Here is a 13,250-nt window from a genome sequence, read left to right as displayed (position 1 = left end):
CATATTTACTTCATATTTTTTCTACTATTCCAGATCATGATTATAAATCAAGGAGAATAAAATAAAATGGGATTCTTTGATATTTTATCTAGTGTTGGAAAAAGTTTAATCAGTGCAGCAGAAGAAAAATCACAAGAAATAATGTCTGAAACGTGGTTAAAAATGAATACCTTTGATACGCAAAGATTAAATTCATTAATTAAAGCAAAAGGGCCAACAAGCATTTTAGCTAAAATAGCATTAATGAAATTATACAGTAGATCACGTTATGATTTTACAGAGTATATGATGAACGATGAAACAAAATCAGCATTAATTCGATTTTGTAAAAGTAATACAGTTCAACTTTATGATAAAAGATATTCTAATGAAATTCTGAGGATTGCTAACGAAATCATTGATCAATATAGCTAGTCGTTATCAAATCTATTATAAGTGAGATTTCTAGAGATTCCTTCTTATGTTTAATTAGAATAAAAAGACATAGTAGAAACCAAAGTGTTAGAAAAGTATATTTAAAACCTTATTTCTATACAAAAATTAAAAAGCATGTATGCCGGTTTATAAAACGCACAACCGGCATACATGCTTTTATTCTACTCGGATTGGTACACCCCGCCAAACTTACTGTTTATGAAAAATATTGACCTTAGGCATAGTAAATCAGACGGGTATTTAATGCACCTGCATACCGGCAGCCTGTGCCTGACGCAATTTATCAGGCGTTACATCATTGCCTTCCACATCGACAACGGTTACCACCGATAAAATATTGGTTAATTGTCCGCACACTTTGCCGATATAAGCTTGGCGCAAAGCCGCACGCTCAGATAATTCGGCCTCGCTCAAACCTGAAGTTTTGGCTTTCCGAGCCAGTTCGTTAATACGGTCTAATTCTGCAATACGCATAGTGCGCTCCTTTCTTGGTGTGTATGCCCGATAAAAATTTCAGACGGCCTTATCAAATATTTAATAGTTCTTTTATTACATTTACTATACTTTTGTTTGCTTATGTGTATTATACTTAATACTAACTTTTTAGCAAGTACATACATTTTTTATACTGTTAATTAAACAGAAAGAAGCATAACGATGAAAACCACCACCCCTCCGGGCGACCCCTGCGGCCCCGTTGTTTCCACACTGGATATTATCGGCGGCAAATGGAAAGTATTGATTCTCTACCAACTCAGTGTTGAAACCCGCCGTTTTAACGAACTACAACGCCTAATGCCCGCCATCACCCAAAGGATGCTGACCTTACAACTGCGCGAATTGGAAAAAGACGGTATTGTGCATCGAGAAGTCTATCCGCAAGTACCGCCTAAAGTAGAATATTCGCTCACCAAACTCGGCCTCACCCTCATGCCCGTTATCCGAACCATGTATAAATGGGGGGAAGAATATGCTGCCGAATGCATGCAACATAGATTGGCCAACACACAACCGGAATCCGAACATGAATAAACAAAGCCGTCTGAAAAAATGTTTCAGACGGCCTTATTGATTTTAAAAACTCAAAACCCGATAAACCAATGCCACAATATCGCCAACACCGCAGCGGCCACACACACCCATGCGCTGATTTGAATCACTTCATGCAAAGCCCGTTTCTGAGAACGGCTAAACAAGCGGTGAGCAATCAAGCCGATTAAAGCAAGAAAAAAAACAATCCGTATAATACGGCCCATAATATCAGCCCTCCGGCCGTCTGAAACCCATCATCCACATCAAGCCGATACCGAACTTCACGCGCCAATATATTTTATTAAAAAAATAGCCGCAGCCGCTTGAAAACGGTTAGCACAAGCTTCGGCCAAGCCGCTATAATAACTTTTTTCCGACATTTCCGCCCATAGAAATGACAACACACACTACCGACACATGGATTGTAAGCCCGCAAAAAATCCCGTTTGAGCAACCGTTTGCGTTGCAAAACGGGCAAACATTGCCGCGTTTTGATTTAATGGTTGAAACCTATGGCACACTCAATCAAGAAAAATCCAATGCCGTTTTAATCTGCCACGCCCTATCCGGCAATCACCACGTTGCCGGCAGACACTCGCCCGACGACAAATACCCCGGCTGGTGGGACAATATGGTCGGCCCCGGCAAACCGATTGATACCGAACGTTTTTTCGTGGTCGGCCTCAATAATCTCGGCGGCTGCCACGGCAGTACCGGGCCGTTAAGCCATAACCCCGAAACCGGTGAAGAATACGGCGCCGATTTTCCGATTGTTACCGTGAAAGACTGGGTAAAAAGCCAAACACTATTGGCCGACTATTTCGGCATCCGCCAATGGGCGGCTGTTGTCGGCGGCAGCTTGGGCGGCATGCAGGCTTTGCAATGGACTATTGATTTCCCCGACCGCGTACGGCATGCGCTGGTTATCGCATCATCCACCCGTTTATCGGCGCAAAACATCGCATTCAACGATGTCGCCCGCCAAGCCATTATTACCGACCCCGATTTCCACGACGGGCACTACCGCCGCTATCAAACCATTCCCCATCGCGGGCTACGCATTGCCCGCATGATGGGCCACATCACTTATCTGGCCGAACAGGGTTTGAGCAGAAAATTCGGTAGAAGCATGCAGAGCGAAGGCTATCAATACGGCTATGACGTCGAATTTGAAGTAGAATCCTACCTGCGTTATCAGGGCGATAAATTTGCCAACCGCTTTGATGCCAATACTTATTTGCGCATGACCAAAGCTTTAGACTATTTCGCCCCCGCCGCCGAGTTTAACAATGATTTGAACGCCGCCTTAAAAACCGTACAGGCAAAATTCTTTATTGCCAGCTTCAGCACCGACTGGCGCTTTGCCCCCGCCCGCTCGCGCGCCCTAGTGAAACATTTGGTTCGAGCCGGAAAATACGTTCAATATATCGAAGTGGAATCCACCCACGGCCACGATGCTTTTCTCATGACCGACGAGCCTTATATCCGTGCCGTACGCGCCTATATGAATAATGTAGCGAAGGAATGCAGCCAATGACTCAATTGCGCGATGACTTACAACTGATTTACGATTGGATTCCATCCGGCAGCCGTGTTTTAGACTTAGGCTGCGGCGATGGCGAACTGCTTTCCGCATTAATCAGCCGCAAAAATTGCAGCGGCTACGGCGTGGAAATCGATACCGACGGCGTGATTGCCGCTATGGAACGCGGTGTTAACGTGATTCAGGCCGATTTGGAACAAGGCTTGCAAGATTTCGACGATAATAGCTTCGATATTTTGGTATTAAGCCAAACCATACAGGCTATGCAAAACACCGAAACCATTCTGCGCGATCTCACCCGCGTTGCCAAACAGGCCATTGTTTCGTTTCCCAATTTCGGTTATTGGCGCAACCGTTTGCAAATCGCCCTACTCGGCCATATGCCCGTATCCGAACGCATGCCTTATCAGTGGTATAACACCCCCAATATCCACTGGTGTACCCTGCAAGATTTCGACCGCTTGTGTGAAAAAAACCAAATCCGCGTTTTGGAACGCACCGTGATGACGGCAGGCAAGCAGGTCAACCTACTGCCGAATATCTTAGGCAGCTTGGCTTTCTACCGTGTCGGATAAACCATTGAAATCATGATTAAAAAGGCCGTCTGAAATGTTTTCAGACGGCCTTTAAGTTTATGCTTGCGTACGCCAGCTTAATAACGCTTCGCGTAGCCGCTTCATGCCTTCATTCAAGTCTTCATCATCAATCAGCAAACTGGGGGCAAACCGAATCACATTGCTTCCGGCCACCAAAATCATCAAACCATGATTTAAGGCCGTCTGAATCAATTCGCCTGCCTTATCCCGATAGGGTTCGGCCAACACACAACCGATAAGCAAGCCCATACCGCGCACTTCTTGGAAAACGCCGGTTTCTTCACCCAATGCCGTTAAAGCTGCTTGCAATTTACGCCCCTGTTGTTCGGCATGTTGCAAGGTTTCCGGGCTGTTAATTATATCGAATGCACGGTTAGCGACGGCACAAGCCAAAGGATTGCCGCCGAAAGTGGTACCGTGTGTTCCCGGGCCGAAACTGGGGGCGATTTTATCGGTTGTCAGCATAGCACCGATAGGGAATCCGCCGCCTAAAGCTTTCGCGCTGGTCAGAATATCGGGCGTTACCTCGTAGTGTTCGTATGCAAACAGTTTGGCCGTCCGCCCCATACCGGTTTGGACTTCATCAAAAATCAACAGCGCCTGATGTTGATCGCACAAACGGCGTGCCGCCTCTAAAAACGCACTATCCGCCGGTAACACACCGCTTTCGCCTTGTATCGGCTCGATAATCACCGCACAGGTTTTTTCAGAGATAGCCGCTGCCAATGCCTCGGCATCATTAAACGGAACATGGGTAATCGCGGGCGGCAGCGGTGCAAAATCGCGGCTGTATTTAGCTTGCCCGCCTACCGATACGGTAAATAAGGTACGCCCGTGAAAAGCGTTCACACAAGCAATGATTTCGTTTTTATCTTCGCCGAAATGATCACGGGCATATTTTCGCGCCAATTTTAAAGCCGCTTCATTGGCCTCCGCCCCTGAGTTACAAAAGAAAACTTTATCGGCAAAAGTATGTTCGGCCAGCTTGGCCGCCAATGTTTGAGCAGGCTCGGTGGTATAGATATTGGAAACATGCCAAAGCTTTCCGGCTTGTTCGGTTAGGGCTTCGACTAATGCAGGATGGCAATGCCCCAACGCATTCACGGCAATACCGCCCGCTAAATCGATATACTCCCGCCCTTCTCTATCCCAAACACGGCTACCCTTGGCATGATCGGGAATCATTGGGGAAAACACAAAATTCGGCGTGATGTGGTTTTGCATGGTTGGTTGTCCTTTATCTATTCGGTTTCAGACGGCCTTTTCCAATAAGGTTAAAAAAACCTGCTTTATTGCTCAATATAATAAATGATAGGCTTGTCAGAACGATAAACCTCCCCCTCCAAACGTGGATAACTGCCCAATCCGGTAGAATCGATATTGCCATATTGCCCTATCATCGGCAGGGATTTTTTCAATACTTTTTCACGCTCGTCGGCACTCAGCTTATCCAGATCTTTAAAAGGCGGATTTTCCTGCACTTTGTTTCTGAAAGCACGCTCGGAAGCTTTGGCTTTATCTTTGGCTACCGCAGGATTCGGTGCGGCCGGCTTTGCTTTCACCTGTATCGAAGCATTTTTATCATATCTTGATATTTTATTCACAGATGCGGGCTGCTTCGAGGGCTGCACAAGACGATTAGGATCATCAGATTTTTTTTCAAACTGGTTATTCACTTGCGAAGCCGCATTATCCATCGGTTCATTGTTTTGGCGCCCTTGCCCATCCGCATGAACATAAACCGTAAACACAGCCAAAAATAAACAAATACCGAAATGACTACGCATTTTTAACCGATTTGCAGCTAAAGTCATAAGGCAAGCCTCCTTTTTTATTTTTTGAACCAAGCATTCAATTTATTAACTTTTAGATATCATCAAACAGCCTGCTTCTGTCACATGCTATTTTTCATAAAAATACCGATTGATTTTTTCAGACGGCCTAAAATATTTAATAATATATTAAGAATATTCGCAAAATAATGCCAAAATAATCATATTATAAAAGCATTGTCCGAAACTTTTTATTTACTCATTTTAAGTTAAATTATTACAAAAGAAAAGATAAATACCATTCAAAAAACTGTTTGGAATACGATTTGATTTCAGATATATCCGATATTTATTCAAATGCAATATAAATTTGTTTTATATACAAAAACCATATTATCCATAGAATAAAACAATTAAAAATAGCCATGATATAGAAAAACAACTTTACATTAGAAGCTAAAATTGGCTATATTGTTTCCAATAACACACCTCTGGCAAGGCAACTTTTAATATAGGGGTTTATACTAAAACACTTGAAAAATATATTTCATTGGCAAATTTGTTTCTATTTTTAATTTTAGCCATATGATATATATTTAAATACTTATCATATACAACTTATCAAAAGGAGTTTTTAATATGCTAGGCCAACCAGATTACAATATAGCAGATTTATTTAGCCAATTAGGGCTTGCGAATGATGAAGCATCTATCGAAAAGTTTATCAAAGAGCACAAACTTGATAATTCCGAAAGATTGATTGATGCAAAATTTTGGACGGATAAACAACGTGCATTTTTACGGGAAGAATGGGAGCGTGATGCCGTTTGGATCGAAGTTATCGATGAATTAAACGCTTTATTACATGATCCCGATATTTCTTAATAGATAAATAATTAACCGAGTTTTAATAAAGAAATAAAGAATATTTTTCATTCAATATTTCACAAGCTGACTACGTTTTGGTTTCATCGTGTATCTGACATTGCTTTTCTATATGCCTGAAATAGGTTATCTCAGTTATTTAAAGCATAGATCAGATTCAAATACATAAAAAAGCGGATATTTTATCCGCTTTTTTATGTATTTATATATTTAATTTTTAAAAATTGCTTTAAGAAATCTGACTACGGTAACAGGTTTTATTTAATTGCAACTCAGGATAAGACAAATCGGCAATCCACAAGCTGGCCGCATCAAGCAATACTTGCTGGGCACTTTGTACACTCTCTATCTCACCTGAAGAAAACGAATAACCGACACCCGGTTCCGTACCCGTTAACTGTAAACTGAATTGCTTACGGCTGGCGGAATATTTCAAATCAAAAGAAGTTGCATAGGCAATGGTATTCGTAGAAGGATCGGATACATTCACTGCCAAGCTGATAACCTTGGATGAATTACTGGTTCCATAATCCAGGTTACCTCTAATCCGCGCCCTACTTTGAGAAGCATTAAAACCTTGCCCCCCGGTGAAAAAATCATCCTGATCATTGCGGGTAAATGCCGCTTCTATCGGTACCAATTGTAGATAAGAAGCGGCTGGTAATCCTGCCTGTTTACGGCCAAAGTTGATAGATGCCAAGTTACCTTGTTGATAGGCTTGAAGATAATCGGTGTTAACCAAACCGAATGCATTAATCCCTATCGGTCCGTTTACTGCCTGCAAAATTAACGGCTCTTCTTTAATTACCCTAGCCAATGTGGAAGGGAAAAGCGCATGAATACGCGTACGCAGATGGAATACACCGGAATCCGACAAAGGGCTGTATAAAGCTTGTTGTCGAACCGTTCCATCGGCAACATTGGAAACAATGAATAAAGAAACCCTTGGGGAATCAGGTGAAAATCGCTCAAGTGCCTGTCCGACACAGTCTAAAGCTTGGTCTAAAGAAGATTGGGTATAACCGGGTGTCGCCCGGGTAGACACATAATCTACGGTACTTGAAGCGCATCCGCTAAGCAACATAGTCAAACCCAATACCTTTAAAGCAGAAAATTTCATCATTATTGTTCCCTAAGAAATTTGTTTGGCCTTATATTCAAAACTAAAAACAACCTTTAATATTCACTTGGTCAATATAGGCCTTTGTCGTAATATTTATTTTTTCAGAACCTATCAAATTACCACTATCATCAATATTGATATAATTACCATAAAACACACATTTCGGTTTTACGAGATTATCAACATAAAAAGACTCACCGTACGGATCAGTAACATAATAACCATCCGTTCTCGGCTCTTGCGTTTTTACCCGTGCCGAATAGATCATCGTTGCAGGTGTGGTTATCGTATGGGTATAAGGTATTTCCGGGAAACCCGGGTGTTCGGCCTGCGCAACCAATGGAAATGCGACAACCAATAAAGATAACAAAGTGCTTAATCCGGAAATTTTTTTCATCACAAGCCCCTGTCTTTCATACCATAAATAATATTAGAAATCGGAGCAGCAGCCGAAATATCGAAACTGCCGCCGCCGATATTAATCAATAATGATTATTTGTTCAGGTTAACGATGTTAACGCCTTGAGTGTTGTAACCGCCTTTTTCGATAGACAAATCAACTTTGTTGAAGTAGGCAGCTTGGCGGATAGTGTCGGTATTTTTGTTACCGATTACTACGTTGGCACCTTGAGTGTTGTAAGAAGCGTGAGACAGTTTCAGTTCCAAATCTTTGTTGCTGACAACTTCTTGTACTGCATCTTTAACTTTAACAGCAGAACCGTTTACTACGTTCAAACCTTGAGTATTTTTAGCACCTTCAACAATGCTCAATTTAGTGTCGCTGTTAACAGCAACGCCTTGTCTGAACGAACCGGCAGCGAAAGCAGAAGTAGTCAAACCCAAACCGGCCAATACCAATGCAGCAGTAGCAATTTTTTTCATAAATATATTCCTTAAAAAGAAATTGAAATATGCCTTAAGAAAATAGATTTTAAAAAATCCAAACTTAGACAAAATTCAAAAAGATAAAAAATCCACAATTATTTCATGAATCTACAAAAAGCAACTGCCTATAAAAATGAATAAGCAATATTCATTTAAATTACAATGCTTTTCTGTAAATCCAAATTGATTATAGCTACCGATAAAAAATAATCCATCATCATGGAAAATATTTCAACAGGAACTTATTCATATGTAAATTTATATTTACATATGAATAATTATATAAAATTTAAAATATGTATATTCAAATCAATTATGTTATTCAATTATTACATTGAAATTTATGCATATCAACTATTCCGAATGTATAAATTATTTTTTATAATTTTTTTAAAATACATAATTTAACTTATTTTAATTATTTTTTTATAAATTTATATTCATTTTGAATAAAAAATTCAATTTATTATGCATTTATTTTAATAAACTAATTAATATTTAATTAAAAATCAATAAACCATTTTAATAAAATAAATAAATAACAATATGATATATATATGTTTTTATAAAAAAGTATTTTTAAACAACGAATATAAGACTATAAGAAATAAACTTTACAAAGTTCCTGAAACAAAAAAACACAAAATCAAAATAAATTTAATTTTATGTTAAAACAAATTCAATATTGGTTATAAAATAGCAATTTTATTCATTTTGATATAATGAAAATAGAATAAAAAAACCGGCTGATGTTTCAGTCGGCTTTTTATTTATCCATAATCAAGACAATAATGGCAGCCCAGCCTACCACCTCCTCACGCAACGGCTTACTTATTGGGAATAAGTAATACGATGATCAACCAACCTAACGAATTAAAAGCCGCCCCGTACACAAAATCTAAGCGACCGGCAACGTGTTTGAGAACCCTTTTCCCTAATTAAATTATGCCACAATATAAGCAACCCAATCTTAGGCCGTCTGAAACATCAGCAACCCTTTATTCAAGCGGATAAAATACATTATCATGCCTTTCTGATTATCCGGCCTAACACATCCATAATCAGACATCATTGATTTAACTCATTTTGCAGAACCCTTCATGAATAAACAGAAGAAAATTTTTGTCCTCTATACAGGCGGAACAATCGGTATGATTGAAAGCGGCCACGGGTTGATTCCCGATACGGCCATTACCCGTAAAATTCTAGCCAACCATTCAGACGGCCTCTCGTTCGACTGGCACGTTTGCGATCCGCTGATTGACTCTTCCGCCGTTACGCCCGAAAACTGGCAGAGTTGGTTGGCATTATTGCAAAAAAATATACCGAACTATGACGGCATTTTGATTTTGCACGGCACCGACACCCTTGCCTACACAGCCAATATTTTAGCCCTGACTCTGCGTAGTTTGGAAAAACCCATCGTACTAACCGGCGCACAACAACCTTACGGCGCACCCGATAGCGATGCGCCTTTTAATCTGGCTACCGCCGTCGCCGCCCTAAATCTCGCTTTACCACAAGTCTCCATTGCCTTTAACGGCAAATTGTTCCCTGCCGTCGGCAGTAGCAAAATCAGCACCGAAGACCCCGAAGGATTTAATAACCCCCATTTCGGCATTTCCGGCAGTTGGTTGCCAGAAAACGGCTGGCAGCATATCCGCCACAGGCCGTCTGAAAAACAACAACAGGGTTTAGCGCTCAAACTGAACCCGAATGTCCGCATTGCTTGCTACACCTTTATTCCCGGCCTTTCCAAACAACTATTTTCAGACGGCCTAAACCCTAATCAGGCCGATGCCGCCATTCTGCAAAGCTATGGCCACGGCAACACGCCGTCATATCCCGAATTGATACAGGCCGTGCAACAATTTACCGCATCAGGCCGGCCGGTACTAAATATCAGTCAGGTCGGCAAAGGCAATGCCGCACGGGTTTATGCCCAAAGCAATGCATTGTTGCAAGCGGGTGCAGTGAATGGCGGCAGAATGAATCTGGAAACCGCCACCGCCCTTTTGATACTGGCCGTTAGCAATCACTGGACACCCCAACAACTACAAACCGAGATTGCCGCCTTACAACCGTTTTAAAACATTCTGCCATGTCATATTACTAACAACGGCAAAACCGCATTATTTCATAGAATCATTCGGTTTTTTTGCTATATAATATAAAGAAGTATTCCATACCCTAAAGAAAAATAAGGACACAATCATGTACGACTACAAATCCGATGCCACTCAATTTCTCGAAGATTATTTAGAGAAACACCCCGAAGAAGCCAAACAACGCTTAAAAAACCGAGGTATTTTATGGGATGTCGAACTCAATCCCGAAGAAGAAGCAGGTTATCAGGCTGCCAAGCTGCCTAAGAAGCCTTATGCCTACCAACCCGACTGATTATTTCAGACGGCCTATTTTTAAGCCATGGCAACCCATAAACACAACATTCCGCCACAGTTAGCCGAATATCTCAATAATATCGGCGAACCCGAACATCCGGTGCTACACGCACTGCGCAACCGCACGGCAAACCATCGCTTGGGCAAAATGGCCATCGCACCGGCACAGGCGGCAATGTTGACATGGCTGGCACGTCTTATCCGTGCCGAGCGCTATCTTGAAATCGGCGTATTTACCGGATATAGCAGCACCGCTATGGCATTGGCTTTGCCACCGCACGGTACCGTAACCGCCTGCGATATTAATGTTACCTTTACCGATATTGCACGCGAAACATGGCAGGCGGCAGGTGTGGCAGATAAAATCACCCTACATCTACAACCTGCCCTACTTACATTAGACGACTTAATCCGTAACGGACAATCGGAAACCTACGACATCGCACTTATAGATGCCGACAAACCACCCACACCGCAATATTACGAACGCTGCCTACAATTGGTACGCAGCGGCGGTATTATCGCTATCGACAATATTTTACTTGGCGGCCGTGTTATGCAGCCTTTAGGTTCAGACAGCCCGCCCGCCCATGCTGTTTTACAAACGTTTAACCGCAATCTGCCGAATGATAACCGAATCATTCCGATTACCCTACCCTTAGGCGACGGCCTGACACTCCTGTTAAAAAAATAACTGCGAGGACAATCATGAATATCCGTATTCCCGCCCTGCTTACCGGTATATTAATCTTAAATGCCTGTGCCAATATCACACCCGATACGGCACCGCGTCCTATTGAAGATGTGTCGGCCGATAACGCCATCCCTTATCCGGAACCGGATATGCAGTCGCAAATCCATCAATTAGGCGTTGAAATCACCCGCTTGGAACAACATATCGAAACACTGGAAACCCGCATCCGCCAACTTGAGCGGCGGCCGGTATCCAGCCGCAGTACCCGTTCGCCACAACCTCTTGCCGCCGCTTCCGATATGACGGCAAACAGCCCTAGCGCATCCGAAGAGTCCGCACCACCAAGCAGTAATACATATAGCGAAGCTTTAAAAAAATACCGTAGTGGTAATTATGCCGCTGCCGCCGAACTCCTCAAGGGCGCCGACAGCGGCGGCAGCGGTAGCGATAACGACCGTAACAGTATGTATCTGTTAATGCAAAGCCATCAACGTTTGGGAAATTGCGAATCGGTGATTAATATCGGCCGCCGCTTCGCCGTCCGCTTCCGCAGTACCAATCAAGCCGCCGAAGCCCTATTCAGCGTCGGTTCCTGCCAATACCAAATGCAACAGCAAGACATCGCCCGCGACACTTGGCGCAAACTGATTCACAGCTATCCCGACAGCCCTGCGGCAAAACGCGCATATGCCCGATTACAAAAACGGCGTTAACGCTGCGGCAAGTAAGTTATTTTCAGACGGCCTGTTATTCATATGAAGGCCGTCTGAAAACATAAAGATAACCATACCGCTTAAAATATGGCAAAATCCGTTTAAAGCCATTATGGTTAGAAAAGTTTCAGAATAAGTAGAGAATATTGGAAAAGAGTGCGGCATAATTCCCGCTCATTTCCATTACCATGCTTATCAAACCATTTATTAATTCAGGGAAGAAAGAAAACATATGATACAAGTAGGCATTATTATGGGCAGCAACAGCGATTGGCCGGTGATGCGCCATGCCGCACAATTTTTAAAAGAATTCGGTGTGGCTTTTGAAACCCGTGTCGTTTCCGCCCACCGTACGCCGAATCTGATGTTTGAATATGCCGAAACCGCCCACGAGCGCGGCTTAAAAGCCATTATTGCCGGTGCGGGCGGTGCCGCCCATCTGCCCGGCATGGTTGCAGCTAAAACCACCGTTCCGGTATTGGGTGTACCCGTTCCCAGTAAATATCTGAGCGGTGAAGATTCTTTGCTTTCCATTGTTCAAATGCCCAAAGGCGTACCCGTGGCCACTTTTGCCATCGGCGAAGCCGGAGCTGCCAATGCCGCTTTATTTGCCATTTCCATGTTGGCCAATGAAAACCATGAATTGGCCAGAAAATTAGTAGAATTCCGACTCAAGCAGGAACAAGTCGTACTGGCTATGGATTTGCCTGAAATTGAATAAACCATATCGGTCGAATGTCTGTCGTTTTCAGACGGCCTCAATTTAAGGATAGATTCATGCCTGCCAACTTTTTCGCCATTATTGTCGGTGCCGCATTCGGCGCCCTATTCCGGCATGCTTTCAGCGTATGGTTTGCCGGCACATCGGCATGGTTGGCACTCGGTACTTTGGTAGCAAACTGGACGGGGGCTTACCTTATCGGGCTGATAGCCTCACTGCTGGAATCTTTTCCGCATTTCGGCCCGAATTGGCGCCTGCTGTTGATTACCGGATTTCTCGGCAGCCTAACTACCTTTTCCGGTTTTTCTTTAGAAATTATCGGCATGTTGCAGGAACAACGCTGGGCGGCGGCAGTGGCTACCGCCTCACTACACCTGTTCGGTTCATTGTTTTTAACGTTTCTCGGCATAGAAACCGTTCAACTATTCCGTTAAGAAAGGTTAAACACA

At 42.8% G+C, this 13,250-nt stretch carries 19 protein-coding genes; 11 read left to right on the top strand and 8 right to left on the bottom strand.

Annotation, left to right across the window (positions count from 1 at the left end; translation table 11 throughout):
• Nucleotides 1–66: 66 nt before the first annotated feature.
• On the top strand, nucleotides 67–414 hold the full coding sequence (locus NXS09_RS05005) for a hypothetical protein (RefSeq protein ID WP_259291464.1): 348 nt from the start codon (nucleotides 67–69) through the stop codon (nucleotides 412–414).
• A gap of 261 nt (nucleotides 415–675) precedes the next feature.
• On the opposite strand, the gene NXS09_RS05000 is transcribed toward NXS09_RS05005, so the two are convergent.
• The gene (locus NXS09_RS05000; protein WP_151051670.1) at nucleotides 676–909 is read right to left on the bottom strand and encodes a DUF896 domain-containing protein; all 234 of its coding nucleotides are present in this window, start codon (nucleotides 907–909) and stop codon (nucleotides 676–678) included.
• A 183-nt stretch (nucleotides 910–1,092) separates the two neighbouring features.
• Between NXS09_RS05000 and NXS09_RS04995 the strand changes: the two genes are divergently transcribed.
• Nucleotides 1,093–1,467 (top strand): winged helix-turn-helix transcriptional regulator, encoded by a 375-nt coding sequence (locus tag NXS09_RS04995; RefSeq protein WP_259291463.1) that lies wholly within the window; start codon nucleotides 1,093–1,095, stop codon nucleotides 1,465–1,467.
• Between the two features lie 50 nt (nucleotides 1,468–1,517).
• On the opposite strand, the gene NXS09_RS04990 is transcribed toward NXS09_RS04995, so the two are convergent.
• Nucleotides 1,518–1,694, bottom strand: a complete 177-nt coding sequence (locus tag NXS09_RS04990; protein WP_434803011.1) for a protein MIGRI — start codon at nucleotides 1,692–1,694, stop codon at nucleotides 1,518–1,520.
• A gap of 167 nt (nucleotides 1,695–1,861) precedes the next feature.
• On the opposite strand from NXS09_RS04990, the gene metX reads away from it, so the two are divergent.
• Both metX and metW read left to right on the top strand, forming a co-directional pair.
• Nucleotides 1,862–3,004, top strand: a complete 1,143-nt coding sequence (gene metX / locus NXS09_RS04985; RefSeq protein WP_259291461.1) for a homoserine O-succinyltransferase MetX — start codon at nucleotides 1,862–1,864, stop codon at nucleotides 3,002–3,004.
• Nucleotides 3,001–3,585 (top strand): methionine biosynthesis protein MetW, encoded by a 585-nt coding sequence (metW, locus tag NXS09_RS04980; protein WP_259291460.1) that lies wholly within the window; start codon nucleotides 3,001–3,003, stop codon nucleotides 3,583–3,585. The genes metX and metW overlap by 4 nt, the downstream gene beginning before the upstream one ends.
• Nucleotides 3,586–3,642: 57 nt before the next feature.
• Here the strand turns inward: metW and NXS09_RS04975 are convergent, their stop codons facing one another.
• Entirely contained in the window at nucleotides 3,643–4,830 is a 1,188-nt protein-coding gene (locus NXS09_RS04975; protein WP_259291459.1) for an acetylornithine/succinyldiaminopimelate transaminase, read from the bottom strand.
• Nucleotides 4,831–4,895: 65 nt separating this feature from the next.
• Nucleotides 4,896–5,420, bottom strand: a complete 525-nt coding sequence (locus NXS09_RS04970) for a hypothetical protein (RefSeq protein WP_259291458.1) — start codon at nucleotides 5,418–5,420, stop codon at nucleotides 4,896–4,898.
• Nucleotides 5,421–6,017: 597 nt separating this feature from the next.
• On the opposite strand from NXS09_RS04970, the gene NXS09_RS04965 reads away from it, so the two are divergent.
• Nucleotides 6,018–6,263 (top strand): DUF2789 domain-containing protein, encoded by a 246-nt coding sequence (locus tag NXS09_RS04965; RefSeq protein ID WP_259291457.1) that lies wholly within the window; start codon nucleotides 6,018–6,020, stop codon nucleotides 6,261–6,263.
• Between the two features lie 229 nt (nucleotides 6,264–6,492).
• Here NXS09_RS04965 and NXS09_RS04960 read toward each other — a convergent pair whose 3' ends face one another.
• From NXS09_RS04960 to NXS09_RS04950, 3 genes are all read right to left on the bottom strand, one after another.
• Complete coding sequence (locus NXS09_RS04960) at nucleotides 6,493–7,386, bottom strand: hypothetical protein (RefSeq protein WP_259291456.1); 894 nt, start codon at nucleotides 7,384–7,386, stop codon at nucleotides 6,493–6,495.
• A gap of 40 nt (nucleotides 7,387–7,426) precedes the next feature.
• Nucleotides 7,427–7,783 carry a hypothetical protein gene (locus NXS09_RS04955; protein ID WP_259291455.1) on the bottom strand — a complete coding sequence of 119 codons (357 nt, stop codon included), beginning with the start codon at nucleotides 7,781–7,783 and terminating at the stop codon, nucleotides 7,427–7,429.
• A gap of 95 nt (nucleotides 7,784–7,878) precedes the next feature.
• On the bottom strand, nucleotides 7,879–8,268 hold the full coding sequence (locus tag NXS09_RS04950; protein ID WP_259291454.1) for a hypothetical protein: 390 nt from the start codon (nucleotides 8,266–8,268) through the stop codon (nucleotides 7,879–7,881).
• 1,103 nt (nucleotides 8,269–9,371) lie between these two features.
• Between NXS09_RS04950 and NXS09_RS04945 the strand changes: the two genes are divergently transcribed.
• The 4 genes from NXS09_RS04945 to NXS09_RS04930 all read left to right on the top strand — a co-directional run bounded on the left by NXS09_RS04945 (nucleotide 9,372) and on the right by NXS09_RS04930 (nucleotide 12,080).
• A complete protein-coding gene (locus NXS09_RS04945) occupies nucleotides 9,372–10,361 on the top strand; it encodes an asparaginase (RefSeq protein ID WP_259291453.1) in 990 nt (329 codons plus the stop codon).
• Nucleotides 10,362–10,485: 124 nt separating this feature from the next.
• Nucleotides 10,486–10,671, top strand: coding sequence for a DUF3460 family protein (locus NXS09_RS04940; RefSeq protein WP_259291452.1), 186 nt, complete (start codon nucleotides 10,486–10,488; stop codon nucleotides 10,669–10,671).
• Nucleotides 10,672–10,698: 27 nt separating this feature from the next.
• Nucleotides 10,699–11,367 (top strand): class I SAM-dependent methyltransferase, encoded by a 669-nt coding sequence (locus NXS09_RS04935; RefSeq protein ID WP_259291451.1) that lies wholly within the window; start codon nucleotides 10,699–10,701, stop codon nucleotides 11,365–11,367.
• A 14-nt stretch (nucleotides 11,368–11,381) separates the two neighbouring features.
• A complete protein-coding gene (locus NXS09_RS04930) occupies nucleotides 11,382–12,080 on the top strand; it encodes a tetratricopeptide repeat protein (protein ID WP_259291450.1) in 699 nt (232 codons plus the stop codon).
• Here the strand turns inward: NXS09_RS04930 and NXS09_RS04925 are convergent.
• Entirely contained in the window at nucleotides 12,063–12,245 is a 183-nt protein-coding gene (locus NXS09_RS04925; RefSeq protein ID WP_259291449.1) for a hypothetical protein, read from the bottom strand. The genes NXS09_RS04930 and NXS09_RS04925 overlap by 18 nt on opposite strands.
• A 67-nt stretch (nucleotides 12,246–12,312) precedes the next feature.
• On the opposite strand from NXS09_RS04925, the gene purE reads away from it, so the two are divergent.
• Both purE and crcB read left to right on the top strand, forming a co-directional pair.
• Nucleotides 12,313–12,801 carry a 5-(carboxyamino)imidazole ribonucleotide mutase gene (gene purE, locus NXS09_RS04920; protein ID WP_259291448.1) on the top strand — a complete coding sequence of 163 codons (489 nt, stop codon included), beginning with the start codon at nucleotides 12,313–12,315 and terminating at the stop codon, nucleotides 12,799–12,801.
• Between the two features lie 56 nt (nucleotides 12,802–12,857).
• On the top strand, nucleotides 12,858–13,235 hold the full coding sequence (crcB, locus tag NXS09_RS04915; RefSeq protein WP_259291447.1) for a fluoride efflux transporter CrcB: 378 nt from the start codon (nucleotides 12,858–12,860) through the stop codon (nucleotides 13,233–13,235).
• The last annotated feature ends 15 nt before the right edge of the window (nucleotides 13,236–13,250 follow it).

This window comes from Neisseria montereyensis (genome assembly GCF_024834045.1).
Classification (GTDB): Bacteria; Pseudomonadota; Gammaproteobacteria; order Burkholderiales; family Neisseriaceae; genus Neisseria; species Neisseria montereyensis.
Note: the sequence above shows the minus strand (reverse complement) of the source record. Positions and strands in the feature narration are given on the sequence as shown.